Consider the following 24,677-nt stretch of genomic DNA (forward strand, 5'->3'; position numbering starts at 1 on the left):
GCCGCCCTCCTGATTTAAAGCCTGCGCGGTTGCGCGCCTGCGGTTGCGCGAAGACTAGGCCACGCGCACAGCGGAGTAACCGCCGAGCCAGCTGATGGAGTGCACCTGGGTGTCGTAGCCGTTGACGCCGCCGCTGACCACCTGGCCGTTGCCTGCGTAAACACCCACGTGGCCGGAGGTGATGATCAGGTCACCGGGGGCGGGAGAGCCTACCACCGTGCCGTACTGGAAGAACTGGGTGGGGGCCAGGTCGCCCACGGACTTGCCAACGGAGCGCAGTGCCTTTTCAACCATGGCAGTGCAGTCCTGCTGGACGCCCAGCTGGCTGTAGGCCGAGGCGAGGATCGCTGCGCCGGTGCCGCTGCCGGTAGTGGACGCCACGGGCGTGGCGGAGGCGTAGGACATGTTCATGCCGGTGTTGGCCGGTGCGGTGGCGGCTGCCGCCTGCACGGGTGCTGCAACCGGGGCCGGTGCCGGTGCCGCGGTGTAGCCGGCGCCGGGAATCTGGATCTGGTCGCCCGGGTAAATGACCGAGGACAGGCCCAGACCGTTGGCGGACAGGACGTCATTGAGGCTGACGCCGTACGCTGCGGCGATGGCGCCGAGGGTATCGCCGGACACCACGGTGTGGACGTTCCCTGCTGCCGCGGCAGGGGCTGCTGCCGGGGCGGCCGGTGCTGAAGCGGTGGCCTGCACGCTGGTCTGCTCAGTGGTGTCCGGGGCGGTTACGCCAGCATGGGCCGGGGCGCCGACGCCGAACGCAATGCCGGACGCTGCTGCCACGGCCAGCGCCGGGCGGCCCAGTGAGCGGGCCTGCGACCTGGCTGTTACAGCGAGGCCCTCGAGCACAATGGAGCGGGCCGGAGTCGCGCGGTGACGGGCTGAAATGGAATTTTTTGACACGGTTGATCGCCTCTCCCATGCCTGCGGGGTGAGCTGTCGGGTTCGGGCTGGAGATACCCGGCCGGAAGCGGACCCGCAATGGAGGGCGGCGCTGGCGACTTAACCCCTAGGCCACATGTGGCCGTGGAAACTTGGTTCCCCCGTCCCTGCCAACTGGAGCGGTTGGATCCCATGGTCAGCGGCAGGGCTCGGCATACTGACGGGAATGTCCCGTCTGGGAGGGACACCTGACGACCCTAACCCACGCGCACGCCAATTGTCACATTTAGGTAACATACGAGGCTGCCCTCTCGAATTGCGCAAACGTGTGGACAATAAGCTTGCTTCCGGGGTGACCTCGGCTGATGCCCGGGCTCCCTGCTGACGGTAACAATCTGGAAACGGGTTCCTGTATGACCTTCGAATCCGGCGGTAAGCTTCGGGACTATGCCCCTGTTCGTAACCAGCCCCAGGTTTCCTTTGCTCGGGGGCCTGGCGGCTGTTGCCCTGGCCGCCACCGCTGTCCTGGCGGCCGCCGCCGACGACCCGCCTCCGCCCGGCGGGTACCCCTCCTGGGCAGACGTGCAGGCAGCCCAGTCCTCGGAAGCGTCGAAGGCGGCGGAGATCGCCACCATCAACGGGCTGCTGTCTGGCCTCCAGGCGGAGTCGGAGGCGGCTGGGGACGCGGCTGTCCGCTCGGCCGCGGAGTACGCTGCCGCCGACGCCGGGCTGCAGGCTGCTGCTGCCCGCCTGGAAACCCTTTCCGGCCGGACCGCCCACGCCAACGCGGAGTTGGCACAGTACCGGAAAGCCCTTGGCGCCCTGGCGGTCGAGTCCTACAAGACCGGGGGAACCAACGCAGGGTTCTTCGTGGCCCTGGATGCCCTTGGAACCAACAGCGTCCAGGGACTGAACCTGGTAAAGCTCGTGGGGGACAAGACTGCGGCCCTGGTTGCCAAGGCATCGGCTGCGGAAAAGGCAGCCGCAGCCCTTGCCGACCAGGAGAAGGTTGCCAGGAGCGAGCGGGAGCGGCTTTCCGAGGAGGCGAAGGCCACGTTGGACTCGGCCCGCGCGGCCCAGGATGCGCTGGCCCGGCAGGTTGCGGAGGAACAGCGCCACGGCGGCGAGCTGACCGCCCAGCTCGCGGCCCTGAAAGGCACGACGGCGGCCCTTGAGAATGAGTACCGCCAGGGCCAGGCAGCCCAGGCTGCCTACGAGGCGGCCCAGGCGGCCAAGCGCGCCGCCGCGGAGGAGCAGGCCCGGCGGCAGGCGGAGGCCGCGGCCCAGGCAGCTGCCGCGGTGGCGCAGCAGCCGAAGGCACCGGCGCCCGCGGCGAACCCGGTCCCGGCAGGTCCTGTCCAGCCCGGCAGTGTCCAGCCCGGCGGTGTCCAACCCGTTCCCGCTCCGCCTCCCGTCGCCGATCCCGGGCCGGCCGCCACGGAGGCGCCGGCCCCGCCGGGTCCGCCTGCCGTCGTCGTTCCTTCCGTTCCCGGCGGTGCGGTGAACGATCCCGGCGGAGCCAAAAGCTACGCATCCGGTCGCTTGGGCGCCTTCGGGTGGGGCCAGGACCAGTTCCTGTGCCTGGCCCAGCTGTGGACCAAGGAGTCCAGCTGGCTGACCACAGCCACCAACGCCTACTCCGGTGCCTATGGAATAGCCCAGGCGCTGCCGCCGGGCAAATACGCCAGTGCCGGCAGCGACTGGCTCACCAGCTACCGCACTCAGGTCGACTGGGGCCTCGGCTACATCAGGGACCGCTACGGGTCCCCGTGCGCGGCGTGGAACCACTCTGTAGCCCTGAACTGGTACTGATTGACGCGCTAGGCTGTCCCCATGCCTGATTTCGAACGGTTCCGCGCGCTGCTCGAGGAGGAGCGGGCCCGGCGCGTGGCCCTGTTGCCGGCGCTGCGGGCGGATATCGAGGCCGCAAATTCGGCGCGCCAGGGCTCAAATGTGGATGACGAGCACGATCCCGAGGGTGCCACCATCGCCTTTGAACTCTCGCAGGCTTCAGCGCTCCTGAAACAAAGCTCAGCCGGCCTTGAGCACATCGAAGCGGCGCTGGCCCGGCTGGCCGCGGGAACCTACGGAACCTGCGCGGTGTGCGGGGAACCCATTGCCGAGGGGCGCCTGGAGGCCAGGCCATGGACTCCGTTCTGCATCCTGCACGCCTCGGCCGGCCGCGGGCGATGACGGAGGCCGCGGAGGTTGTGTCGGCGGCGGCCGATTTCGTCGACCGGACGCTGCAGAATGAGGGCTCCTGGTATCGCGCCGACGACGTCGGGAACCGGCTGGGCGGGCAGCTGGCCTCCTACGGGTCGTCGGTGGGGGCCGTCCGCGGGACTGTCCGTGACGCGCTGCGGAAATTCAAGGACCTGGACCACGACGGCACGGTGCTGCTGGCCTCGGCCCTGTGGGGGCAGCCGCGGCCCGGTTCGCGGCCGGTGTTCGAGCGACGCCTGGCCGCCGTCGTGTTGCTGCAGTCCCGGGTGCGGCTGCTCCGGCATTCCGACCTGACCCGGCTGGAGGGGTTCCTCCGTTCCGCCCAGGCAGAAGACCTGGCTGCGCCCCTGCTCTCCGATGTCCTGGTCCCCTTGCTGGCTGGGCTCGCCGGGCGTGAACGGCAACGGGCCGGCGTCGTCCTGGCTCGTTGGCGGGAAGATCCGGACCCCGGGCTGCGGGCGGCAGCCGAGGCCCTTGAAGAAGACTTGTCCACGTAGAACGCACCGAGGAGATCCACATGAATGAACCGTTTGACCTTGAGCGTTTTGTTGCCGCCCAAAACACCGGCGGGACCTATGAGCAGGCGCTGGGCGAGCTGCAGGTCGGCAGGAAGTCCGGGCACTGGATGTGGTTTGTCTTCCCGCAGATTGCCGGGCTGGGACAGAGCGACATGTCCCGCAAGTACGCCATTTCCTCCCTGGCTGAGGCGCGCGCGTACCTGGACCACGAGGTGCTGGGTCCGCGGCTCCTGGAGTGCGCGCTGGTCCTGGCAAACCACGCCGACCAGTCGGCCGAAGACATTTTCGGCGGAATCGACGCCAGGAAACTCCGCTCCAGCATGACACTGTTCCTCCGGGCGGCACCCGGAGAAACAGTGTTCAAGACCGTCCTGGCCCAGTTCTTCGACGGCGAACCGGACCCGGCCACCGACGAACTCCTCGCCGGCCTGGACGCGGCGGACTGATTCCGGCGGCGGTGCGGCGGGACCTTTGGGCGCCGCACCGCCCGGCGGCATGGCGCTATGGCGTCGGGCTGCCGCCGTTGACGTTGAGTGTTTCGCCCACCACGTAGCTCGATTCGGGCGAGGCCAGGAACACATAGGCAGGGGCGAGTTCAGCGGGCTGGCCCGCCCGGCCCAGGGGAGTGGACTGCCCGAATTCAGGCAGTGCCTCCTTGGGCTGGCCGCTGCTGACCTGCAGCGGGGTCCAGATCGGGCCCGGCGCCACAGCGTTCACCCGGATGCCCTTGGGTGCCAGCTGCTGGGCCAGGCCCTTGGTGAAGTTGTTGATGCTGGCCTTGGTGGTGGCGTAGTCCACGAGGGTCGGGGACGGGTTGTAGGCCTGGATGGACGTGGTGTTGATGATCGTCGAACCGGCCGGCATGTGCGGCACCGCGGCCTTGGTCACCCAGAACATGGCGTAGACGTTGGTCTTCAGGGTGTGGTCGAACTGCTCGTCGCTGATGTCTTCCAGGTCCTCCTGGGCAACCTGCTTTCCGGCGTTGTTGACCAGGATGTCAACTCCGCCCAGCACGGCCACCGCCGTGTCTACGAGTTCCCGGCAAGCGGCGGAGTCCTTGAGGTCACCGGGCACCTTGACGGCCTTGCGGCCGGCGGCCTCAATGATCCCGGCAATACGTGCGGCATCCTCCTCTTCCTGGGGCAAATAGGAAAGCACGACGTCGGCGCCCTCCCTGGCGAAGGCAATCGCCGTTGCTGCCCCGATGCCTGAATCCGCCCCGGTCACGATGGCCCGGCGGCCCTCGAGGCGCCCGGTGCCGCGGTAGGTTTCCTCGCCGAGGTCGGCCTTGGGCGCCAGTTCCGCATCAAGTCCCGGCTCCGGCTGGTGCTGCTTGGGCGGGGAGATCTTTTCGTAGGCAGTCACGGGATTACGGAAGGTGTACTGGTCGGTCATGGTGGTACTCCTGTTCGTGCGGGACGCGGGCTGGTTCGTCGCCCGGGATGGTGAAGCAGCAAGGCCGCACAAGGCAGCCGTAAAAAACTAAGCATGCTTACGGTTCCCAGCCTAGGCAAAAGCTCCCGCCCTGCCAAGCGGCCCCGCGGTCAGTCCCGCTGGACTTCCACCAGCCTGACCTCCGCCAGGCGGCCGCCTTCCACCACGGCCTCCATATAGGTGCAGGCCGGCTGGCGGCGCCGGTCGGTGGGCGAACCGGGATTCAGCAGCCGCAGCCCGCCAGGCGACACCGTGTCCCAGGGAATGTGGCTGTGCCCGAACACCAGGACGTCCGCGTCCGGATACAGGGCCTCGCACCGCTGTTCGCGGCCCTTTGCCGGGCCGGTCTCGTGGACCATCGCAAAACGCACCCCGCCCAGGAGCGCGGCGGCGGTAGCAGGCAACCGCCGGCGAAGGTCGGGTCCGTCATTGTTGCCGTAAACGCCCAGCAGGCGCCGGCTCCGGTGCTCGAACTCGTCGAGCACCGCCGCCTCCACCCAGTCGCCTGCGTGGAACACCACGTCGGCCTGCTCCACGGCGTGCCACACCTGCGCGGGCAGGCTCCTGGCCCGCTTCGGCACATGCGTATCTGCTATCAGGACCAGGTTCAAGGGCATATCCGAATCCTGCCATGACGCCCTGTTGCCGTGCTGCCCGGCGTCGTAATCTGGGGGCTGGGAGGTGATTGCCATGGAGGCAGCCCAAGGCGACCGCATCGTGGTGCACGGGAGGACCGTAGGGTCCACGGACCGGCACGGAGTGATCCTTGAGGTGCGGGGAGAGGGTGGGCACCCGCCCTACCTTGTCCGCTTTGATGACGGGCACGAAACCGTCATGTATCCCGGCGGTGATTTCGCCGTCGACCACGGACACGGCACCTGACGGTCCTGCGGGACTGCAGGCCCCCGCTACACCTGTCAGACTGGACCAATGGATCATTTCCCGTCCGCCGGCATGTCCGCCACCCCACCGCAGCGCACCGGTCCGCGTGATCCGGGCGACGCCTGGGTAGAAGGGGACCGCGGCCGATACTGGGGCCGGTTCGGCGCGGCCGGCGTCCTCGCCTGGGACCCCGCCAAGGGTGTGCTCCTCCAGCACCGTGCCGTCTGGAGCCACAACGGCGGTACCTGGGGCCTGCCCGGCGGAGCTTTGCACCAGGGTGAAGAACCCGTTGACGGCGCCCTTCGCGAAGCCCATGAGGAAGCTGCCGTCCCGTCGGAGAGCGTGGAGGTGCTGTTCACCTCCGTGCTGGACCACGGTTACTGGTCCTACACCACGGTGGTGGTGCGGGTGCGGGAATCCTTTGAACCGGTGATCAACGACCCCGAAAGCATCGCCCTGCTCTGGATTCCGGTGGCGGAGGTGGACGGCCTGGACCTGCACCCCGGTTTCGCCGCGGCGTGGCCGGACCTTCTGGCGCGGCTGGACGCCGACTAACCCTGGGCCGACTAACCCTTGGCCGGTGGATGCCGCGCAATGAACGCTGATAGGCCTGCGCCGGGATCCGGCGCTAGTACCCTTCGCCGTACTCCGCCGTGACCAGGATGGGCAGGTGGTCGGAATTTCCGCGCGGCAGTGTTTCCACGCTGGCAATGTCCAGGCCCAGCGACGTGGCAAAGTCAAAATGGCCCTTGAACACTTTGTACCGGGTGTAGGTCCGCCGGTTGCTTAGGGACAGGGCGTACCCGGAGTTCTTCATATGCATGTCCAGGTTCTTGGTGAAGAACGGGTAGTTGAAGTCGCCCACCATCAGGGTCATCAGGCCCCTTCCCATGCTCAGCAGTTCCGCATGGGCGGCGTGGATCTGCTTCCGCCGCAGCGAGTTCGACGCCGTCAATGGGGCCGCGTGGAAGGAGCCGATCACCAGCTCATGCTGCGTTTCGGTGTCCATCACCCGGGTGCCGATCAGCCGCTCATGGGCCGGCGCGAGCACCCTGTCATGCATGGATTTCTTCAGCGCGAAGGACTGCGTGTCCAGGGCGGTGAAACGGCTGGTGCGGTAGTAGATGGCCAGCCCCAGCCTGTTGCCCTTCGTGGCATCCGCGAGGTGCAGGGGTCCAAGGGTCTCCGGGAGGTCGCTGGCGTCCACTTCCTGGAGGCACAGCGCATCGATGTCATGGTTCCGGGCCAGGGCGAGGAGCTCGCCGCTGGCCTTGTGCTTGCGGAGGTTGTAGCTGATGACGCGCATGAAACACCTCTTTTGAGGGTTGCTGACAGGACCAGTTCCTTACTCTAGTCCGATTGCCACGCCCACCCTCCAACATTTCGCTGCCTGCGCCGCCGTGCCGTGCCATGCCCGGGGAGATAGAGTTAGTGGCAATTCACTGACTTTCCGTAAGGGGCCAGCCTTGACCGCAGACCTGCCTGAACTCGCCGACGGCAATTTCTACTACCAGGACCTGGGCGGGGCCCGGTTCCGGTCCACCATCCATGCCCAGGGCGCCTGGAACGCCCATGAACAGCACATGGCGCCGGCATCGGGCCTCATGGCGGACGTCCTTGAACGGCACCAGCCGCGGGACGGCATGCGGATGGCCCGCATCAGCTACGAGATCCTGGGGCTCATCCCCGGCGGGGAGTTCCGGATCGACACCTCCACGCTGCGGCCCGGCAGGACCATCGAACTGGTGCAGGCGGAACTGGTGGCCGGCGGGCGCACCGCCATCCGCGCCACCGGGTGGCGGATGATCACCAGCGACACCACCGGCGTTGCAGCCGTCGAGGACGCCGCCATCCCCGGCCCGGACGAATGCAAACCGTACGACGGCGCAGCCATCTGGCCAGGAGGCTACATCCGCTCCCTCGAAATGAGGGTGGCCGAGGGCCATCGCCCCGGCGCCGGCAAAGTGTGGCTCCGCACCGACCACCCGCTGACCAGCGCCGCCGACAGCGGCGACCTGGCCCGGCTCATGGGCCTGGTTGATACAGCCAACGGCATCGCCGCCAGGGTTCCGCCGGGAGAGGGCAGCTACGCGTTCCCCAACCTGGATTTGCAGATCCACATGTACCGCCGCCCCCGGGGGGAATGGCTGGGACTGGACAACGCCGTCTCCTTCGGCAGCGACGGGATCGGGCTGACATCCACCGTGCTCCACGACCTGCAGGGCCCGTTCGGCCGTGCCGAACAGATCCTCACACTGCGCAAATCCTGACCCTTGCCAGCTATGGTGCACGCATGTATCGCTGAGTATCGTTGTATATCGTTCGATCGGCTAAGGAGTTCATTATGCGTGCTTCACACCCTGCAGGCGGATTCGGCGGGAACAACTTCGATGGCATGTGGCAGGCCGTCGAGGAGCTGCGTGCCCGGTTTGATAAGCGGGCCGGAACCCGGGCCGGGAAAGGCGAAGTGCGGGCCGCTGTCCTGGCACTGCTCGCCGAGCAGCCCATGCACGGGTACCAGATCATCCGGGAGATCGAGGAGCGCAGCGGCGGCAGCTGGAAGCCGAGCGCAGGTTCGGTCTACCCGACGCTGCAGCTTCTGGCGGACGAAGGATCGATCAGCGCCGAGGAAGCGATCGGCCGCAAAATCTATTCGCTGACTGAAGCCGGCCGGGAGGAAGCGGCGGCAAACCATGGGTCGGCGCCCTGGGATCCGGCCGGCCAAATGTCCGGCGGCGTTGCTTCCCTCCCCAAGGCCGGGATCGAACTGGCCCAGGCCGCTGCGCAGGTGGGACGTACCGGGTCCCAGGACCAGGTGCACCAAGCTGTGGCGGTACTGGATGAGGCCCGCCGCCGCCTGTACGCGATCCTCGCCCAGGACTGAACCGGGTGGCGTCCACGGTCCAGGGCCGGGCCAACCCTTCGCCACCCCTGCGGGAGCACCGCGGGCGCTACCGGCGGATCCTGCGCTTCGCGGCATGGAACCTTGCCTCCACCTGGTGGTTCGAACTGTTCCTGCCGCGGGTGGGACTCGGCCGGATGGCTGCGCGGAGCCGGTCACGGCGGATGCGGCGCTTCGCCCAGCGGTTCCACGACCTCGCCGTGGAACTTGGGGGGCTCATGATCAAGGTGGGCCAGTTCCTGTCCTCCCGGCTTGATGTCCTGCCGCCGGAAATCACCAAAGAGCTGGAGGGGCTGCAGGACGAGGTGCCCCCGGTGGAATTCCCCGCCATCTCCGCCCTCGCAGCGCAGGAACTGGGGACGCCGCTGGAGCGCGTCTTTGCGTCCGTCGATCCAGCCCCCATCGCGGCCGCCTCCCTGGGCCAGGCGCACCGGGCGCGCCTGGATTCCCTCGATGCCGGGGACACCGGACTCGATGCCGTGGTCCTGAAGGTGCAGCGGCCGGGCATCGGCGCGATTGTCGACGTCGACCTCGCCGCCCTGCGCAGGGTTGCCGGCTGGCTCAGCCACATCCGGCTCGTTTCCCGACGGGCGGACATGCCCGCCCTGGTGGAGGAATTCGCCCAGACGAGCCTGCTGGAAATCGATTACCTGCACGAAGCCGTCAATGCCGAGCGCTTTGCAGCGGACTTCGCCGGTGATGGCCGGGTGGAGGTTCCGGGCGTGGTGTGGGAGCGGACCACCCGCAGGGTACTCACCCTGGAAGACGTCACGGCCATCAAGATCACGGACGTCCAGGCCCTCCGTTCCGCCGGCATCGATCCGGCAACCGTGGCGCCGGTGTTCGCGTCCATCATGTTCGACCAGTTGTTCACCAACGGCTTCTTCCATGCCGACCCGCATCCGGGGAACATTTTCGTCACCCCGGTTCGGCCGGGGGAAGGTGAACTGCCCTGGAAACTGACGTTCATCGACTTCGGCATGATGGGCGAGGTGACGGCCTCCACGCGCAGCGGCCTGCGGAAGCTGCTGATCGCGGCCGCCGCCCGGGACGGGAAAGGCCTGGTGGCGGCCATCAACGACGTGGGCGTCCTGATGCCGTCCGCGGACAGCGTTGGCCTGGAGCGCGCCATGACCCAGCTCTTTGCCCGTTTCGGCGGCATGGGCTTCGCTGAACTCCGTGAAGTGGACCCGCGCGAGTTCCGTGACTTTGCGGTGGAGTTCGGTGACGTGGTCCGTTCACTGCCGTTCCAGCTGCCGGAGAACTTCCTGCTGATCATTCGGGCCATGTCCCTTACCTCCGGAGTGTGCAGTGCCCTGGACGAACGTTTCAACCTCTGGGATTCGGTGGAGCCGTACGCCGCCCGGCTGCTGCGCAATGAGCGCGGCAACGTAGTGCAGGACGCGGCCCGGCAGGCCATCGACGCCGCCGCTGTTGCCTTCCGCCTCCCTGGCCGGCTGGACGCCCTGGCAGGCCTGCTGGAGGAAGGATTGCTGCAGGTTGCCGTCCCACGCCTGGAACGCCAGGCTGCCGGGCTGGACCGGGCTGTGCGTCGCTCGGCGTCTGCCCTGGTCTTCGGGGCACTGCTGCTGGCCGGGGCAGTGGTCCGGCCTGACGACCTTGTCCTGGGCAATGTGCTGATGACCGCATCGGCCGTTCCGCTGCTGCACGCCCTGTGGGTGGGGCGGCGGGGGCGTTAAGGCCGCCGCCGCCGTCGGGCGTAACCTAGGGATGGCCTGCCCATCCGCAGGCCTCGAACCCGTCGCCGCCGAAGCTGTCGACGCTGAATGCCTGGGAGCCCCGCACTATGCACCACACCGGTACCGGATCCAGCACGCTTACCGTGGTGCGGCAGGATGTGTCGCTCGGCGCGGGCCGTGACCTTGAATTCGGGCTGGAGCTGCTGGCGAGGGCACGAAGCGGCGGAATCGGTCCCACTTTGCGGCTGTACCGGCCCGCGCCCACGGTGGCGTTCGGGCAGCGGGACACCCGGCTGCCCGGGTTCGAGGCAGCTGCCCAGGCCTGCCGCGACAACGGTTTCGAACCCCTGGTCCGGAGGGCCGGCGGACGCGCGGCCGCCTACCACCGGGGCTCCCTGGTGGTGGACCACATCGAACCGGACGCGGATGCCGTTGCCGGCTCCAAGGCCCGGTTCGGGTACTTCGGCGGGCTGTTCGCGGAGGCACTGCGGAACGTCGGCGTCAAGGCGGCGGTGGGGGAGATCCCCGGCGAGTACTGTCCCGGCGAATTCAGCGTCCACGGAACCGATGCCATGGACAGCTCCCACAGGGTGAAACTGGTGGGCACCGCCCAAAGGGTGGTCTCCGGGGCATGGCTTTTCAGCTCGGTGATCGTGGTGGAGGACTCGGCCCCGATCCGGAAGGTGCTGACCGACAGTTACGCGGCACTGGGCCTGGACTGGGATCCTGCTACCGCCGGCGCCGCCAACGACCTTGTGCCGGGACTGGACGTGGCCGCCGTTGAGCAGGCCCTCCTGGAAACGTATGCGGGCCATGCCGCCCTGGAAACTGCTTCGTTCAGCAGCCTGGGGGCATGACCCGCATCACTTGGTGCGTAGCGGCCGGTCAGGCAGCCAGGCGGCTCTTGACCTCGGCGGCGGACGGGTTGGTGGCCGCGCTGCCGTCCGGGAAGAGGACCGTGGGGACGGTGCGGTTGCCGCCGTTCAGCTGCTCCACGAGTTCGGCAGTGCCGTCAACCTCTTCGATGTTGATTTCGGTGTAGCCGATCCCCTGGGCGTCCAGTTGCTTCTTGAGCCGGTTGCAGTAGCCGCACCACGTGGTGGAAAACATGGTGATGGTGCCGGATTCGGGAGTGAAGTCCACAGGGATCTCCTAAACGTCGCTTGAAAGGTTTCCTTACTGTCAACCGTAGCGCGGCGGCCGGTATTCCCTGGTGCCGAACGGCTGCCCCGGCCTCCGGATGACAGTTTGTGGCGGGCGGTGGCAAGCTGGTGCCATGTGTGGACGCTACGTAATGGCACGGGCCGTGGGGGACCTCCTGGCCGAGTTCGACGCCGAACTCGAAGAGGAGGTGAGCATCCCGCCGTCGTGGAATGTTGCACCCACCGATGCCGTCCCGATCGTGCTGGAGCGCGTGAAGGAGGACAGCGCCGGACCACGGCAGGTACGCCAGCTGCACGTGGCGCGCTGGGGCCTGGTCCCGTCCTGGGCCAAGGACCCGAAAATTGGTTCGGGCATGATCAACGCCCGCAGCGAAACAGTCCTGGAAAAACCGGCGTTCCGCAAGGCTGTTCAGTCCCGCCGGTGTGCCGTCCCGGCCGACGGCTACTACGAGTGGAAGCAGGGCCCCGGGAAGTCCAAGCAGCCGTACTACGTACATCCGGGGCAGGACCATGGACTGGTTTTCGCCGGCCTGTATGAGTGGTGGAAGGACCCCTCCGTGCCGGAAGGAGAGCCTGGGCGCTGGCTGTTGTCCACCTCCATCCTCACAGCGGACACGCCTCCGCCCGGGACGGAATCCACCATTTTCGGGAAACTGACCGAACTCCACGACAGGGTGCCGCTGCCCATGGATAAGTCCACCATGGAGGCCTGGCTGGACCCGCAGGCGGATGATGCCGCCGCGCTGGTGGACCTGGTGCGGTCAGGGGTCAAGGACGCCGCTGCGGACTGGCACGTGGAATCCGTCGGCAAGGAAGTGGGCAACGTCCGGAACAACGGCCCGGAACTCATCCGCCCGGTGGAAGCTCTGTTCTAGCAGCCCGGCGCGGGGTGTACTGCCCTCAAACGGTGACCGTACCGGCGTCGTCCACTGCCCAGGTGGGGTTGTACGCCACTTCCCAGCGGAAACCGTCGGGATCGGCAAAGTACCCGGTATAGCCGCCCCAGGCCTTGGTGACGGGCTCCGCAATGATGGCGGCCCCGGCGGCAGCGGCCTGTTCCATGACGCTGTCCACCTCTTCAGGGCTTCCAAGGTTGTGGCTCAAGGTAATGCAGGGGATCCCGTCCGGGCGGCCGGTCATAGCTTCGGCCTGCATCTGGCGGGCATCCCAGAGCGAGAGCACCAGGCCGTGGTTCACCTGGATGAACAGCACTTCCCCGGCGACTTCGCGGTGGACCGGCCACCCGAGGCCGTCAACATAGAAGGCGCGGGACTCCTGGACGCTGCGCACACCGAGGGAAATAAAGTCGACTCTGGGCTCCATGCTTCGATAGTGTCAGATGATGGCGACAATTCAAGGAAACGACCGGGATGCCCGCGCCGACAAGGAACAGCTCGCTGCTGTCCGGGTTGCCGTTGACGAGGTCGATGACCAGATCGTCACCCTCATCGCCCGCCGCGAGCGGCTGATCAGGATCGCCGGTACGCTGAAGGGCGACGACGCGGAAGTACGTGCCCCGGGCCGCGTGGAGCGGATCATCGAACATGTGCGTTCCGCGGCGGAGAAAAAAGACATCGACCCGGACATCGTTGAAGCAACCTACCGGGCCATGATCTCCGCGTTCATTGAACTTGAACTGCGGATCCACAAAGAAAACAGCTGAGGAAGCCTAAGGGGCTTCCTCCACCGGCACGCCGTGCTGGAATTCCCGGCCGTCCGCCTCGCTGAAGGCTGACAGGACATGTCCCTTTCCGAGCCCGTTCAAGGCCGTCATGGGAAAGCTGCCGGTGATGCTGTTCTCCGAATGGGACACTCCGGACAGGTCGAAATCCTCCTCGATGCCCTGGTCCCTGTTGAACGAGTAGCAGGCGATTGCCTCCCCGTTCATGAACTCGATGCACAGCCGGCGCTGCGCTGAATAATCGGGCGAGGCTCCCATCAGCCCCACCACGTAGGCACCCGATACCGGAATGGTGCCGTCGATATCGAACGTCGCAACCAGGGCGGAGTCCTGGGTCTTGATGCTGGCCTGCTTCAGGAGTGCGTCATCGGTACTCATGCCAACATCCTGCTCCCTGCCGCACGCCCCGTCCACCCCCGCCTATGTTTTGGTGCGAACCGGGCGTAGACTGGTGATATTCGAATACATGTTCGAATAATAGTCGTGATGGGGTCAGGTCCGGGAGGTGTGCATGGGCATGTTCAGCGAATCCGTTGACGTGGTGTGTGCCGTCACCGGAGCGCCGGAATCACTGATGTGGGCAGGTGTGTCCTACACCGTCTGCGCCGAACCTGTCCGCTGGTACGAACGCCGGCAGTGGTGGGCTGAGGACAGCAGGGCTCCGCTGGGCAGCGGGCAAGGAGTAGTGGATCACGAAATCTGGCGCGTCCAGGTGCTGCCCGCCCGGGGCGACTCCCGTCCCGCCGCAGCACAGGAACAGTCAGGGGCAGAAACCCTGACCCTCGACCTCTCCCGCCATCTCCGCAGCAACCGGTGGCGGCTGGTGCGTGTCCATGACGCCCTTCGCCCCAGAACTGCCTGATCCGGAACAACATGAGCTTCACCCATCTTCACGTTTCCACGGCATTCAGCGCCCATTACGGAGTTTCCTGGCCTGAGGAGCTGGCCATGGCTGCCGCCGCCGATGGTGCCACGGCCCTTGCCTGCACCGACCGGGATGGCCTGTACGGCACCATCAAGCACCTCAAAGCCTGCATGGCGGCAGGCATCGACCCCATTGTGGGGGTGGACCTTGCAGTATTTGACGACGACGGCGACCAACGCACCCAGGTAGCCGGCAGGGTGGTGGTGCTGGCCAGGGGGCAGAACAACGGCGCCGGCTACCGCGCCCTGTGCCGGCTGGTTTCCGATGCCCACGCGAGGACCACAGGGAAAGCCGGGGGAGTGGTACCGGCAGCAGTAACCCGCGCCGAGCTTGCCTCCCGAACCCTTGACCCCCACACCCTCAAACCCGTGCTGACGGTCCTGCTCGGCCCGGACTCGGACGTCGGCCGGGCCATGGGGGGCCGGCGCTACCTGCGTCCCAGGACACTGTTCAAGCAATGGCTCGACGCAATGCCCGCTGGAACGGTGGTGGCGGAAATCGTCTCCCAACTCAGCGCGCCGGGAAGCCCCCTCAGCACGGCGCACGCTGTGCGCATGCTACGGCTCGCCGAAGAACACCATGTTCCAGCGGTCCTCACCAACGCCGTCCGGTATTGCGCAGCGGACGGCGCACCAACCGCAGATGTCCTGGACTCGGCACGGACTTTGAAGTCCCTCCCGGAACTGGCAGGGGAACCACTCCTGCAACCCACGGGACAGGGCTGGTTGAAATCAGCGGATCAGATGCTTGGCCTGGGCAAGGAAGTCATCTCCGCCGCCGGTTATGGTGCCGCGGACCTCAACCAGTTGATGGCGCAGACTGAGGCGCTCGCCGACCTCTGCAGGATCGACCCCGCCACGGACATGGGATGGAAACAGCCTGTGGTGCCGGAAGCTGCCGTCATCGGCATCAGCCAGGATCCCCACACCGAACTCCTCCAGCGCTGCCACGCTGGTATCGGCAGGCGGTTCCCCGGCATCGGAGGTACAGCGGAACGGGACATGCTGGCGCGTTTGAACCATGAACTGGGCATCATCAACAACCTGGGCTTTTCCTCCTACTTCCTCACAGTTGCCGAGGTTTCCCGGATGATCCAGGACATGGGCGTCAGGGCCGCCGCCAGGGGATCGGGAGCATCCAGCCTGGTCAACTACCTGATCGACGTCAGCCACGTGAACCCGCTCCAGCATGACCTGATCTTTGAACGCTTCCTTTCCAACGACCGCGCCACCCTCCCGGACATCGACATCGACGTCGAAAGTGCCGAGCGCCACAACGTCTACCACAGGATCTTCGAGCGCTTCGGCTCCGAGCGGGTGACCCTGATGAGCATGCAGAACGGATACCGGGCCCGTGGGGCAGTCCGCGACGCCGGGCTGGCGCTGGGCATGGATGATGGCGAGGTGGGGGAGATCGCCAAGCAGTTGTGGCGGTTCTCCGCGCGGAAATTCCGTGAAGCCCTCCAGGAAAAACCCGAACTGCGGGAATTTGCCGGAAGGGTGGAGCAACCCGATGCCCAGGGAAACCAGCAACTCGACCTGCTGGTTGACCTGACCGAACGCCTCGACCGGCTGCCCCGCCACATATCCATGCACCCCTGCGGGGTGATCCTGGGCGATGCGACGCTCCTGGACCGCACGCCGGTCCAGCCAAGCGGGCTTGGCCTGCCCATGAGCCAGTTCGACAAACATGACATGGACCCCATGGGCATGCTCAAACTCGATGTCCTGGGTGTCCGCATGCAAAGCGCCATGGCTTTCGCCGTACGGGAAATCATCAGGATCCACCCCTCCAAGGAAGAAGTGGTGGAGGCCGGGAACCACCCGAAGGGACCTGTCGGATCGGGGCCGGATTACATTGCCGCTAACGGCCGGATCGACCTGAATGCCGTCCCCCTCGATGACGAAGCCACCTATGAGCTGATCAGGAGCACGCACACCCTTGGCTGCTTCCAGATCGAATCCCCCGGACAGCGCGAACTGATCGGCAAGATGGCGCCACGGGAGTTCAACGACCTCATCATCGATATTTCCCTGTTCCGCCCGGGTCCCATGAAATCGGACATGGTGCGGCCTTTCCTGGAACACCGGCACGGGTTTGCCCCCGAGGTCTACCCGCACCCTGACCTCAAGCCAGTGCTGCAGGAAACCCACGGGGTCACGGTATTCCACGAACAGATCCTGAAGACCCTGGATGTCATGACCGGCTGCGGGCTGGCCAAAGCCGATGAATTCCGCAGGGCGTTGAGCAATGAAGCTGGTGAAGCCAGGGTGGAGGAGTACTTCCGGCGCCATGCCAAAGCGAAGGGATATGCCCCTGAAGTGGTGGACAAGGTGTGGGGGACCTTGAAGTCCTTTGCCAGCTTCGGTTTTTGCAAGGCCCACGGTGCTGCCTTCGCCGTACCCACCTACCAGTCCGCCTGGCTGAAAACACACCACCCCGAAGCTTTCCTGGCAGGCTTGTGGGAACACGACCCCGGCATGTATCCCAAACGGCTGCTGGTGGCCGAAGCCCGCCGGCTGGGTATCCCCATCCTTCCCCTGGACATCAACCGGAGCAAAGCCGAATACCGGGTGGAGCGGATTGGGTCAGGCGCGGATGCCGGCCGGCTCGGAATCCGGCTCAGCCTGAACGGGATCTATGGGCTGTCTGCTGCAGAACTGAAGCGCATCGTTGCCGGCCAGCCCTACGACTCGCTGGCGGATCTTCGGGCGCGCTCGCGGCTGAGCAAGCCCAGCATTAGGCGCCTTGCGCAGTTGGGGGCTTTTGATTCCCTGCACCGGGAAGCAGGAGGCCCTGCCAACCGCGCGGACCTGGTGCTCCACCTGCAGCAGCTCCAAACAGCAAAGACTGGAAAGAAGGGCGTTGAAGTATTGGAAGGGCAGTTGTCCCTTCCCCTGGGCGACATCGAACTGCGCAATATCAAACCCGGGCTTCCGGCCCCCACCGTGGTGGAAAACGTCCGGGCGGAACTTGACCTCATGGCCGTGGATGTCAGCACCCACCTGATGGACAGCCACCGGCCCCTGCTGGAGAGGCTGGGTGTCACCACGGCAGACCAGCTCCTCAGCCTGCGCAACGGCACCGAAGTGCTGGTGGCGGGGGTGCGGGTGGCCACTCAGACGCCGCCGATGCGCGGCGGAAGGCGGGTGGTGTTCATCAGTATCGACGACGGCACCGGCTGCGTGGATTCGGTGTTCTTCCACGAGGCGCAGGAAAGCGCCGGTCCGCTTCTGTTTGGTACCCGCCTGCTGCTGATCCGTGGAACCACCCGAAGGACAGGGCCCAGGGGCATCAGCATCAGCGCGAGCATGGCCTGGGACCTGAGCCGAACGGAGAGCCTGCCCTTCCCGGAATCCGTCACGGAGCCCACACCTTCGTCCAACCATGGTTTCGCCGCAGACGGGCCGCATCCGCTGGACGGCATCTCCCGGACCTTGGCGATCACCGGGTTCAACGGGTGAGAGCTGCGTCGCAGCCCCCGTGTGCCGCGTTGGTCGGCCCTTACCGGAACCGATAGCATTGACGGTGGCTGGCTGTGGTCCCCGTATGCCACAAGCTATGAAGCCTTAACTTTGAATAGGAGACACCCGTGTCAGATGCCCAGCAGATCACCCTTCTCGTCGATGGCGAAGAGACCAAGGTGACTACCGGGACAACCGGTGCGGAACTCTTCTTTGAGCGCCGTGACGTTGTGGTTGCCCGCGTCAACGGCGAGCTTAAGGACCTTGACCAGGAACTTCCCGAAGGCGCCGAGGTGGAGGGTGTCACCATTGATTCGCCCGACGGGCTGAACGTCCTGCGCCACTCCACCGCCCACGTCATGGCCCAGGCCGTGCAGCAGCTGCGCCCCGACGCCAAGCTCGGTATCGGCCCGTACATCACCGACGGCTTCTACTTCGATTTCGATGTTGCCGAGCCGTTCACTCCTGAGGACCTCAAGACCCTCGAAAAGATGATGCTGAAAATCATCAACCAGAACCAGAAGTTCGTCCGCCGCGTGGTCAGCGAGGATGAAGCCCGCGAAGCCATGAAGAATGAGCCATACAAGCTTGAACTCCTGGGCAAGAAAAACGAGGCCGCCGAAGCCGGGGAAGGCGTGAACGTCGAAGTCGGCGCCGGTGACATCACCATCTACGACAACGTCGAGCGCAAGGAAGGCACCACCGTCTGGTGCGACCTCTGCCGCGGTCCGCACCTGCCCAACACCAAGCTCATCTCCAACGCCTTCGCCCTGACCCGTTCGTCGTCGGCCTACTGGCTGGGCAACCAAAAGAACCAGCAGCTCCAGCGCATCTACGGCACCGCCTGGCCCACCAAGGAGGCCCTGAAGGCCTACCAGGAGCGCATCGCCGAGGCCGAGCGCCGCGACCACCGCAAGCTCGGCTCCGAACTGGACCTGTTCTCCTTCCCTGACGAACTGGGCTCCGGCCTTCCCGTCTTCCACCCCAAGGGCGGCATCATCCGCAAGGAGATGGAGGATTACTCACGGCAGCGCCACGTCGAGGCCGGCTATGAGTTCGTCTACACCCCGCACATCACCAAGGGGCACCTGTACGAGGTGTCGGGCCACCTGGACTGGTACCGGGACGGCATGTTCCCCCCGATGCACGTGGACGCCGAACTCAACGAGGACGGCACCGTCCGCAAGCCCGGCCAGGACTACTACCTGAAGCCGATGAACTGCCCCATGCACAACCTCATTTTCCGCTCCCGCGGGCGGTCCTACCGCGAACTGCCGCTGCGGCTGTTCGAGTTCGGTTCGGTGTACCGGTACGAGAAGTCCGGCGTGGTGCACGGCCTCACCCGTGTCCGGGGCATGACACAGGACGACGCCCACATCTACTGCACCCGCGGGCAGATGAAGGATGAACTCACCAAGACCCTGACTTTCGTCCTGGACCTGCTCAAGGACTACGGGCTGAATGACTTCTACCTCGAGCTGTCTACAAAGGACCCCGAGAAGTACGTCGGCGACGACGCTGCCTGGGAGGAAGCCACCGCCACCCTCGCCGAGGTGGCACAGGAGTCCGGGCTGGAGCTGGTGCCCGATCCGGGTGGAGCCGCCTTCTACGGTCCCAAGATTTCCGTGCAGGCCAAGGATGCCCTGGGCCGCACCTGGCAGATGTCCACCATCCAGCTGGACTTCAACCTGCCCGAGCGCTTCGAACTCGAGTACCAGGCTGCCGATGGCAGCCGCCAGCGCCCGGTGATGATCCACCGTGCCCTCTTCGGATCGGTGGAGCGTTTCATGGGCGTCCTCACCGAGCACTACGCCGGGGCCTTCCCCGCGTGGCTGGCCCCGGTCCAGGTCGTGGGCATCCCCGTGGCGGAGGCATTCAACGACTACATGTTCGACGTCGTTGGCCAGCTTAAGGCGGCGGGTATCCGTGCCGAGGTGGACACGACCTCGGACCGCTTCCCCAAGAAGATCCGTACCGCCAGCAAGGACAAGATCCCGTTCGTGCTGATCGCGGGCGGGGACGACGCCGAGGCGGGTGCCGTGTCGTTCCGCTTCCGCGACGGAAGCCAGGACAACGGCGTGCCTGTTGCGGAGGCAGTCAAGCGCATCACTGAAGCCGTCCGCAACCGGACCAGCTAGCCGAACGGAAGCAGCACAGTGCAGGAGAACACAGGCGCAGGATATCCAGGCGATGCCGGCGTTACCGACGACTTTGCCCTCGCCGGTGTCCCGGACGCCTTCCAGCGCCTGTGGACTCCGCACCGCATGGCCTACATCAAGGGCGGCCAGCACCAGTTCAAGAATGAGGACGACTGCCCGTTCTGCGTCGGCCCCGCCCGCACGGACGAGGAAGCGCTCATCGTCTACCGCGGCCGGACCTGCTATGTGGTGCTGAACCTGTTTCCCTATAACCCGGGCCACCTGCTGGTTTGCCCCTACCGGCATATCCCTGACTACACGGACCTCACGGTTGAGGAGACAGCGGAGTTCGCCGAACTCACCCAGACCGCCATGCGGGTGCTCCGGAAGGTGTCCAATCCCGGCGGCTTCAACCTGGGCATGAACCAGGGCGTGGTTGGTGGTGCGGGGATCTCCGCGCACCTGCACCAGCACATCGTGCCGCGCTGGGGCGGAGACGGGAACTTCTTCCCCATCATCGCCCAGACCAAAGCCATCACCCAGACCCTCGACGAGGTCCGGCAGCAAGTGGCTGACGCCTGGCCCGGGGAGTCGGATGCTGAATAGGCATGCCCGCGGGTTCTTCACCGCGCTCTTCACCCCGCTGGCCCGCTGGCTCCTGAAGATCGGTGTGTCCCCGGACGCGGTAACCATTCTCGGAACCGCAGGGGTGGCGGCCGGTGCCCTGGTCTTCTACCCGCTGGGCCAGCTGTTCTGGGGAACAGTCTTCATCACCGCCTTCATCTTTTCCGATGTCCTGGACGGCATCATGGCCAGGATGCAGGACGTTAAGAGCCGCTGGGGAAACTTCCTAGACTCCACCCTTGACCGCATCGCCGACGGCGCACTCTTTGCCGGGGTGTCCGTCTGGTTCTTCACCGGCGGCAACAATGCGGCCATCGCCGTTTGCGCCCTGCTGTGCCTGGTGCTGGGCATGGTTGTCTCGTACGCCCGTGCCAAGGCAGAATCGCTGGGGTTTACCGCCAACGTCGGCATCGCTGAGCGGGCCGAACGCCTGGTCTCGGTGCTGGTGGTTACGGGCCTGACCGGACTGGGGCTGCCCACGGTGGTGCTCCTGGCTACCCTCGTCCTCCTGGCCGCGGCGAGCCTCGTCACCGTGGTGCAGCGCGTTCTTTCGGTCCGCCGGCAGGCCTTGGCGGAGCCTACGCCCGCTGATTAAGCATGATTAAGCCTGCTGTGCGGCGGGGGTCTAGTATATAAGTGCCCGGTCAAGCGACCCGGCAATCCGTGCGTGCACTTCCGGCAGCTGCCGCCGCATGCCCGGCGAAGATCATCTGTCTACCCATAGGGGTTTTTGTGTCTACACCTGATGTAAGCAACGAGGCCGGTTCGTCCGCGAACAGCGTCACGGGCAGCAGCCGCGTGAAGCGTGGCATGGCCGAGATGCTCAAGGGCGGCGTCATCATGGACGTCGTCAACGTCGAACAGGCCCGCATCGCCGAAGACGCCGGTGCCGTGGCAGTCATGGCGCTGGAGCGTGTTCCGGCCGATATCCGCGCCCAGGGTGGCGTGTCCCGCATGTCCGACCCCGACATGATCGACCAGATCATTGACGCCGTGTCCATCCCGGTCATGGCCAAGGCCCGGATTGGCCACTTCGTCGAAGCCCAGGTCCTGCAGTCCCTCGGTGTCGACTACATCGACGAGTCCGAGGTCCTGACCCCGGCCGACTACGTCAACCACATCGACAAGTGGAACTTCAAGGTCCCCTTCGTCTGCGGTGCCACCAACCTCGGTGAGGCCCTGCGCCGCATCAACGAGGGCGCGGCCATGATCCGGTCCAAGGGCGAAGCCGGCACCGGCGACGTCTCCAACGCCACCGGGCACATGCGCAAGATCCGCGCCGAGATCGCCAAGCTCTCCTCGCTGCCCGAGGACGAGCTGTACGTGGCCGCCAAGGAACTTCAGGCCCCGTACGAACTGGTCAAGGAAGTCGCCGCGGCCGGCAAGCTCCCCGTGGTCCTGTTCACCGCAGGCGGCATCGCCACCCCCGCTGACGCTGCCATGATGATGCAGCTCGGCGCCGACGGCGTCTTCGTCGGCTCCGGCATCTTCAAGTCCGGCAACCCCGCCCAGCGCGCCGCCGCCGTCGTCAAGGCCACCACCTTCTACGACGACCCCGACGTCATCGCCAAGGCCTCCCGCGGCCTGGGCGAAGCCATGGTGGGCATCAACGTCGACGAGATCCCCCAGCCGCACCGCCTCGCCGAGCGCGGCTGGTAATTTCCGCCGTTCTGTGGTCGGCGCCTGGCGGCGCCGATCCTCTGCGTGCTATTCCCCGCCTCCCCGCTGCCGCCATATTGGCGGTGGTTGGGGGCGGGGCCCCTTTTACGCACGCTGCCGGACCGCACCGCCCGGCGCAGTAGCCTCCCTTGGTGTTTAGCACGACGCCGGTTCCTCACCTTTTTCTGGTGGGGGACCGGCGTCGTTGTTGGTTGAGCTTGTCGAAACCCCGTCTGTTGCTCCGTAGCTGCCCTTTTGGATGCTCAAAACGGCGTTTACGTGGGGCCACGCCGGCAGGGTTCCCTGGCCGAGCTTGCGAGGTTAGGGCGCCGGTGGGGCAATCGATGGGGTTACTCAAGGCCGCGACGCTTCAGCAGGGGGTCGAGCCGGGCTTCCCGTCCTCGAAGGGTCCGGAACGATTCCAGGGGGTCCCGGCTGTTGCCTCGGCTCAGGAGCTCCCGCCGGAAACGTTCGCCGTTGGCTCTCGCCAGGCCGCCGTTCTCCCTGAACCAGTCGACCGTTTCGGCGTCCAGCACCTCGCTCCAGATGTAGGAGTAATAGCCCGCCGCGTAGCCGGCGCCGGAGAAGATGTGCTGGAAGTAGCCCGTCCGGTAGCGCGGCGGGATCAGCGGGTGCGCAACCCCCGCCGCAGCCAGCGCCTTCGCCTCAAACTCCAAAGCATCATCCGGAACGTCGCCCGGCTCCAGCGTGTGCCAGGCCAGGTCCAGGAGGGCCGCGCCCAGGTACTCGGTGGTGGCAAACCCTTCGCCCCAGAGCCGGGATTCCTCCAGCCGGTCCACGACGTCCTGCGGAAGCGGTTCGCCGGTGACGTGGTGGCGTGCGTAGTTGGACAACACCTCCGGCCACATGATCCACATTTCGTTGACCTGCGAGGGGTACTCCACGAAGTCCCGCGGCACGGATGTGCCGGAGAAGCGGGGATAGGTGACGTTGGAGAACAGGCCGTGGAGCGCGTGGCCGAACTCGTGGAAAAGTGTCCGCAGCTCGTCCAGGGTGAGAAGCGTGGGTTCCCCTGCCGGCGGCTTGGAAATGTTGAGCGTATTGGTCACCACGGGCCTGGTGCCCAGCAGTCCCGACTGGTCCACGAGCGAGTTCATCCACGCTCCGCCGCGCTTGGATTCACGCGCATAGTAGTCACCCAGGAAAAGCCCCAGCCCGGTGCCGTCCGCATCCCGGACCTCCCAGATCCGGACGTCCGGGTGGTAAGCCTTCAGGTCAGGCCGCGGGTGGAAGGTGATCCCGTACAGCTCCGTGGCGGCAAAAAACACCCCTTCCGTGATGACCTGGTCCAGCTCGAAGTAGGGACGGAGGGCCTGTTCATCGACGTCGTACTTTCCTCGCCGCACTTTTGCTGAGTAGTAGGCCCAGTCCCAGGCTTCGAGGGGATGCCCGGCGACGTCCGCCAGGGCCGCTGCCTCGGCGTCGGCGTTGCGGACAGCCGCCGGTGCCATCCGGGCCAGCATCGTCTGGACCGCCCCAAAATCCGGTGCCGTCTGGCGGTCGGCCACCAGTTCGGCGTAGTTCGCGAAACCCAGCAGTTGGGCCTTTTCGGCCCGCAACCTGGCCATGTCCCTGGCGAGGTCCAGGACATCCAGGTTTCCGCCGCCGCTGCCCCTCGCTACGGATGCCTCGAACAGGCGACGGCGGACGTCCCGGTTCTCGAGTGAGGCAAGGGCAGGCTGGTTGCCGGGCTGGATCAGGGTGAGCAGGTACTTGCCGTCGTGCCCGGCATCGCGGGCTGCTTCAGCCGCGCTTGCGACGTCGTCAGCCGGCAGGCCCGCGAGCTCACCGGCGTCCTCCAGCAGCAGCGCCGCGGACTTCATCCCCTCCTTGACACGCTGGCCGTATTCCGTGCCCAGCCGGGCCAGTTCAGCGTTGATGGCCCGCAGAGTCTCCTGGCCCTCCGGATCCAGTTGGATGCCGGACTGGCGGAACTCCTTGAGGTACTCCTCCACCAGCCGGGCCGACTCAGCGTCCAGGCTGCCCGGATCGATGGCGGCGAAGCGCCCGTACAGCGCTTTATTGAGGTACACCTCGTCCTGGTGGGCTGAGAAGCGCGGCGAAAGTATGGTCTCAAGTTCCCGGATTTCCGTGGAGGCGTCCGCTGACACCACCGTAAAGAACGCTGCGGCTGCCCTGCCAAGGAGCTGCCCGGAGCGTTCCATGGCCAGGGCCGTGTTCTCGAAGGTTGCCGGCTGGGTGTTGCCGGGAATGGCCCGGATTTCGGCCAGGTGTGCCGACAGTCCTTCTTCAATGGCGGCGCCGTACTGGTCTGCGGTGAGACCTTCGAACGGGGGCAGGCCGTAGGGCAGGGGACTGGAGGCAAGGAGCGGGTTGGTCATGGCCCACACCCTTTCACAGCGGGGCGCGCTTCTCAATCACATGCCAATGGGCGTGGTGCTCCCAGCCGGCGTACCTACAATGGCCGCTAAGGGGTCCGTTCCGGACCGCATTCTGCGCG

At 66.2% G+C, this 24,677-nt stretch carries 26 protein-coding genes and 1 riboswitch; of the genes, 18 read left to right on the forward strand and 8 right to left on the reverse strand.

The annotated features are described in order from the left end of the window. Positions 1-54: 54 nt before the first annotated feature. The gene (locus ACFVTD_RS17120) at positions 55-903 is read right to left on the reverse strand and encodes a LysM peptidoglycan-binding domain-containing protein (protein WP_387565167.1); all 849 of its coding nucleotides are present in this window, start codon (positions 901-903) and stop codon (positions 55-57) included. 3 nt (positions 904-906) lie between these two features. Then, positions 907-1,107: riboswitch (cyclic di-AMP (ydaO/yuaA leader) on the reverse strand. Between the two features lie 222 nt (positions 1,108-1,329). Here ACFVTD_RS17120 and ACFVTD_RS17125 point away from each other — a divergent pair. Genes ACFVTD_RS17125 through ACFVTD_RS17140 form a run of 4 tightly spaced genes read left to right on the forward strand, consistent with a single transcriptional unit; the run spans position 1,330 to position 4,069 of the window. Then, positions 1,330-2,694, forward strand: a complete 1,365-nt coding sequence (locus ACFVTD_RS17125) for a lytic transglycosylase domain-containing protein (protein ID WP_387565169.1) — start codon at positions 1,330-1,332, stop codon at positions 2,692-2,694. 21 nt (positions 2,695-2,715) lie between these two features. After that, entirely contained in the window at positions 2,716-3,075 is a 360-nt protein-coding gene (locus ACFVTD_RS17130; RefSeq protein WP_387565171.1) for a TraR/DksA family transcriptional regulator, read from the forward strand. Then, positions 3,072-3,602 (forward strand): DNA alkylation repair protein, encoded by a 531-nt coding sequence (locus ACFVTD_RS17135; RefSeq protein WP_387565422.1) that lies wholly within the window; start codon positions 3,072-3,074, stop codon positions 3,600-3,602. The genes ACFVTD_RS17130 and ACFVTD_RS17135 overlap by 4 nt, the downstream gene beginning before the upstream one ends. Positions 3,603-3,622: 20 nt before the next feature. Then, positions 3,623-4,069 (forward strand): DUF1810 domain-containing protein, encoded by a 447-nt coding sequence (locus ACFVTD_RS17140; RefSeq protein WP_387565173.1) that lies wholly within the window; start codon positions 3,623-3,625, stop codon positions 4,067-4,069. Between the two features lie 55 nt (positions 4,070-4,124). On the opposite strand, the gene ACFVTD_RS17145 is transcribed toward ACFVTD_RS17140, so the two are convergent. Together ACFVTD_RS17145 and ACFVTD_RS17150 are read right to left on the reverse strand one after the other, a co-directional pair. Continuing rightward, positions 4,125-5,018: a glucose 1-dehydrogenase gene (locus ACFVTD_RS17145; protein WP_387565175.1), complete on the reverse strand. Its 894-nt coding sequence runs from the start codon at positions 5,016-5,018 to the stop codon at positions 4,125-4,127. A gap of 149 nt (positions 5,019-5,167) precedes the next feature. Then, entirely contained in the window at positions 5,168-5,674 is a 507-nt protein-coding gene (locus ACFVTD_RS17150; protein ID WP_387565424.1) for a metallophosphoesterase family protein, read from the reverse strand. Positions 5,675-5,747: 73 nt separating this feature from the next. Here ACFVTD_RS17150 and ACFVTD_RS17155 point away from each other — a divergent pair, with 73 nt between their 5' ends. Beyond that, positions 5,748-5,939 carry a DUF1918 domain-containing protein gene (locus tag ACFVTD_RS17155; RefSeq protein ID WP_387565177.1) on the forward strand — a complete coding sequence of 64 codons (192 nt, stop codon included), beginning with the start codon at positions 5,748-5,750 and terminating at the stop codon, positions 5,937-5,939. Between the two features lie 48 nt (positions 5,940-5,987). Continuing rightward, on the forward strand, positions 5,988-6,494 hold the full coding sequence (locus ACFVTD_RS17160) for an NUDIX domain-containing protein (RefSeq protein ID WP_387565179.1): 507 nt from the start codon (positions 5,988-5,990) through the stop codon (positions 6,492-6,494). Positions 6,495-6,567: 73 nt separating this feature from the next. Here ACFVTD_RS17160 and ACFVTD_RS17165 read toward each other — a convergent pair whose 3' ends face one another. Further along, positions 6,568-7,245, reverse strand: coding sequence for an endonuclease/exonuclease/phosphatase family protein (locus ACFVTD_RS17165; protein ID WP_141160303.1), 678 nt, complete (start codon positions 7,243-7,245; stop codon positions 6,568-6,570). Between the two features lie 160 nt (positions 7,246-7,405). Here ACFVTD_RS17165 and ACFVTD_RS17170 point away from each other — a divergent pair, with 160 nt between their 5' ends. The 4 genes from ACFVTD_RS17170 (at position 7,406) to ACFVTD_RS17185 (ending at position 11,398) form a co-directional block, all read left to right on the forward strand. Continuing rightward, positions 7,406-8,209 carry a thioesterase family protein gene (locus ACFVTD_RS17170; protein ID WP_387565181.1) on the forward strand — a complete coding sequence of 268 codons (804 nt, stop codon included), beginning with the start codon at positions 7,406-7,408 and terminating at the stop codon, positions 8,207-8,209. A 74-nt stretch (positions 8,210-8,283) separates the two neighbouring features. Further along, on the forward strand, positions 8,284-8,823 hold the full coding sequence (locus ACFVTD_RS17175; protein ID WP_387565183.1) for a PadR family transcriptional regulator: 540 nt from the start codon (positions 8,284-8,286) through the stop codon (positions 8,821-8,823). 5 nt (positions 8,824-8,828) lie between these two features. Next, on the forward strand, positions 8,829-10,541 hold the full coding sequence (locus ACFVTD_RS17180; protein WP_387565185.1) for an ABC1 kinase family protein: 1,713 nt from the start codon (positions 8,829-8,831) through the stop codon (positions 10,539-10,541). A 107-nt stretch (positions 10,542-10,648) separates the two neighbouring features. Next, positions 10,649-11,398 (forward strand): biotin/lipoate A/B protein ligase family protein, encoded by a 750-nt coding sequence (locus ACFVTD_RS17185; protein WP_387565187.1) that lies wholly within the window; start codon positions 10,649-10,651, stop codon positions 11,396-11,398. Between the two features lie 28 nt (positions 11,399-11,426). On the opposite strand, the gene ACFVTD_RS17190 is transcribed toward ACFVTD_RS17185, so the two are convergent. Continuing rightward, a complete protein-coding gene (locus tag ACFVTD_RS17190; RefSeq protein WP_043454512.1) occupies positions 11,427-11,684 on the reverse strand; it encodes a mycoredoxin in 258 nt (85 codons plus the stop codon). 151 nt (positions 11,685-11,835) lie between these two features. On the opposite strand from ACFVTD_RS17190, the gene ACFVTD_RS17195 reads away from it, so the two are divergent. Then, the gene (locus tag ACFVTD_RS17195) at positions 11,836-12,579 is read left to right on the forward strand and encodes an SOS response-associated peptidase (protein WP_387565189.1); all 744 of its coding nucleotides are present in this window, start codon (positions 11,836-11,838) and stop codon (positions 12,577-12,579) included. A gap of 25 nt (positions 12,580-12,604) precedes the next feature. Here the strand turns inward: ACFVTD_RS17195 and ACFVTD_RS17200 are convergent, their stop codons facing one another. Further along, positions 12,605-13,027 carry a VOC family protein gene (locus ACFVTD_RS17200; protein WP_387565191.1) on the reverse strand — a complete coding sequence of 141 codons (423 nt, stop codon included), beginning with the start codon at positions 13,025-13,027 and terminating at the stop codon, positions 12,605-12,607. A 19-nt stretch (positions 13,028-13,046) separates the two neighbouring features. Here ACFVTD_RS17200 and ACFVTD_RS17205 point away from each other — a divergent pair, with 19 nt between their 5' ends. Further along, positions 13,047-13,367, forward strand: coding sequence for a chorismate mutase (locus tag ACFVTD_RS17205; RefSeq protein ID WP_387565193.1), 321 nt, complete (start codon positions 13,047-13,049; stop codon positions 13,365-13,367). A gap of 6 nt (positions 13,368-13,373) precedes the next feature. Here ACFVTD_RS17205 and ACFVTD_RS17210 read toward each other — a convergent pair whose 3' ends face one another. Beyond that, positions 13,374-13,763 (reverse strand): hypothetical protein, encoded by a 390-nt coding sequence (locus tag ACFVTD_RS17210; RefSeq protein WP_387565195.1) that lies wholly within the window; start codon positions 13,761-13,763, stop codon positions 13,374-13,376. Positions 13,764-13,896: 133 nt separating this feature from the next. On the opposite strand from ACFVTD_RS17210, the gene ACFVTD_RS17215 reads away from it, so the two are divergent. The 6 genes from ACFVTD_RS17215 (at position 13,897) to pdxS (ending at position 22,195) form a co-directional block, all read left to right on the forward strand. Continuing rightward, the gene (locus tag ACFVTD_RS17215) at positions 13,897-14,247 is read left to right on the forward strand and encodes a DUF6504 family protein (RefSeq protein ID WP_387565197.1); all 351 of its coding nucleotides are present in this window, start codon (positions 13,897-13,899) and stop codon (positions 14,245-14,247) included. 11 nt (positions 14,248-14,258) lie between these two features. Next, entirely contained in the window at positions 14,259-17,774 is a 3,516-nt protein-coding gene (locus tag ACFVTD_RS17220) for a DNA polymerase III subunit alpha (protein WP_387565199.1), read from the forward strand. Positions 17,775-17,902: 128 nt separating this feature from the next. Further along, positions 17,903-19,912, forward strand: a complete 2,010-nt coding sequence (gene thrS, locus ACFVTD_RS17225) for a threonine--tRNA ligase (protein ID WP_387565201.1) — start codon at positions 17,903-17,905, stop codon at positions 19,910-19,912. Positions 19,913-19,930: 18 nt separating this feature from the next. Beyond that, on the forward strand, positions 19,931-20,518 hold the full coding sequence (locus tag ACFVTD_RS17230) for an HIT family protein (protein ID WP_387565203.1): 588 nt from the start codon (positions 19,931-19,933) through the stop codon (positions 20,516-20,518). Continuing rightward, complete coding sequence (pgsA, locus tag ACFVTD_RS17235; RefSeq protein WP_387565205.1) at positions 20,508-21,131, forward strand: phosphatidylinositol phosphate synthase; 624 nt, start codon at positions 20,508-20,510, stop codon at positions 21,129-21,131. The genes ACFVTD_RS17230 and pgsA overlap by 11 nt, the downstream gene beginning before the upstream one ends. A gap of 137 nt (positions 21,132-21,268) precedes the next feature. Further along, complete coding sequence (gene pdxS, locus ACFVTD_RS17240; protein WP_387565207.1) at positions 21,269-22,195, forward strand: pyridoxal 5'-phosphate synthase lyase subunit PdxS; 927 nt, start codon at positions 21,269-21,271, stop codon at positions 22,193-22,195. 350 nt (positions 22,196-22,545) lie between these two features. Here pdxS and ACFVTD_RS17245 read toward each other — a convergent pair whose 3' ends face one another. After that, positions 22,546-24,558: a M3 family metallopeptidase gene (locus ACFVTD_RS17245; protein WP_387565209.1), complete on the reverse strand. Its 2,013-nt coding sequence runs from the start codon at positions 24,556-24,558 to the stop codon at positions 22,546-22,548. Positions 24,559-24,677 lie beyond the last annotated feature (119 nt).

This window comes from Pseudarthrobacter sp. NPDC058119, assembly GCF_042884655.1.
Classification (GTDB): domain Bacteria; phylum Actinomycetota; class Actinomycetes; order Actinomycetales; family Micrococcaceae; genus Arthrobacter.

What these genes read in the sequence shown, in the direction of transcription:
- ACFVTD_RS17125 (WP_387565169.1), top strand. Translation starts at nt 1,330, where the DNA reads ATGCCCCTGTTCGTAACCAGCCCCAGGTTTCCTTTGCTCGGGGGCCTG.
- ACFVTD_RS17130 (WP_387565171.1), top strand. Translation starts at nt 2,716, where the DNA reads ATGCCTGATTTCGAACGGTTCCGCGCGCTGCTCGAGGAGGAGCGGGCC.
- ACFVTD_RS17135 (WP_387565422.1), top strand. Translation starts at nt 3,072, where the DNA reads ATGACGGAGGCCGCGGAGGTTGTGTCGGCGGCGGCCGATTTCGTCGAC.
- ACFVTD_RS17140 (WP_387565173.1), top strand. Translation starts at nt 3,623, where the DNA reads ATGAATGAACCGTTTGACCTTGAGCGTTTTGTTGCCGCCCAAAACACC.
- ACFVTD_RS17145 (WP_387565175.1), bottom strand. Translation starts at nt 5,018, where the DNA reads ATGACCGACCAGTACACCTTCCGTAATCCCGTGACTGCCTACGAAAAG.
- ACFVTD_RS17150 (WP_387565424.1), bottom strand. Translation starts at nt 5,674, where the DNA reads ATGCCCTTGAACCTGGTCCTGATAGCAGATACGCATGTGCCGAAGCGG.
- ACFVTD_RS17155 (WP_387565177.1), top strand. Translation starts at nt 5,748, where the DNA reads ATGGAGGCAGCCCAAGGCGACCGCATCGTGGTGCACGGGAGGACCGTA.
- ACFVTD_RS17160 (WP_387565179.1), top strand. Translation starts at nt 5,988, where the DNA reads ATGGATCATTTCCCGTCCGCCGGCATGTCCGCCACCCCACCGCAGCGC.
- ACFVTD_RS17165 (WP_141160303.1), bottom strand. Translation starts at nt 7,245, where the DNA reads ATGCGCGTCATCAGCTACAACCTCCGCAAGCACAAGGCCAGCGGCGAG.
- ACFVTD_RS17175 (WP_387565183.1), top strand. Translation starts at nt 8,284, where the DNA reads ATGCGTGCTTCACACCCTGCAGGCGGATTCGGCGGGAACAACTTCGAT.
- ACFVTD_RS17185 (WP_387565187.1), top strand. Translation starts at nt 10,649, where the DNA reads ATGCACCACACCGGTACCGGATCCAGCACGCTTACCGTGGTGCGGCAG.
- ACFVTD_RS17195 (WP_387565189.1), top strand. Translation starts at nt 11,836, where the DNA reads ATGGCACGGGCCGTGGGGGACCTCCTGGCCGAGTTCGACGCCGAACTC.
- ACFVTD_RS17200 (WP_387565191.1), bottom strand. Translation starts at nt 13,027, where the DNA reads ATGGAGCCCAGAGTCGACTTTATTTCCCTCGGTGTGCGCAGCGTCCAG.
- ACFVTD_RS17205 (WP_387565193.1), top strand. Translation starts at nt 13,047, where the DNA reads ATGGCGACAATTCAAGGAAACGACCGGGATGCCCGCGCCGACAAGGAA.
- ACFVTD_RS17210 (WP_387565195.1), bottom strand. Translation starts at nt 13,763, where the DNA reads ATGAGTACCGATGACGCACTCCTGAAGCAGGCCAGCATCAAGACCCAG.
- ACFVTD_RS17215 (WP_387565197.1), top strand. Translation starts at nt 13,897, where the DNA reads ATGGGCATGTTCAGCGAATCCGTTGACGTGGTGTGTGCCGTCACCGGA.
- ACFVTD_RS17220 (WP_387565199.1), top strand. Translation starts at nt 14,259, where the DNA reads ATGAGCTTCACCCATCTTCACGTTTCCACGGCATTCAGCGCCCATTAC.
- pgsA (WP_387565205.1), top strand. Translation starts at nt 20,508, where the DNA reads ATGCTGAATAGGCATGCCCGCGGGTTCTTCACCGCGCTCTTCACCCCG.
- ACFVTD_RS17245 (WP_387565209.1), bottom strand. Translation starts at nt 24,558, where the DNA reads ATGACCAACCCGCTCCTTGCCTCCAGTCCCCTGCCCTACGGCCTGCCC.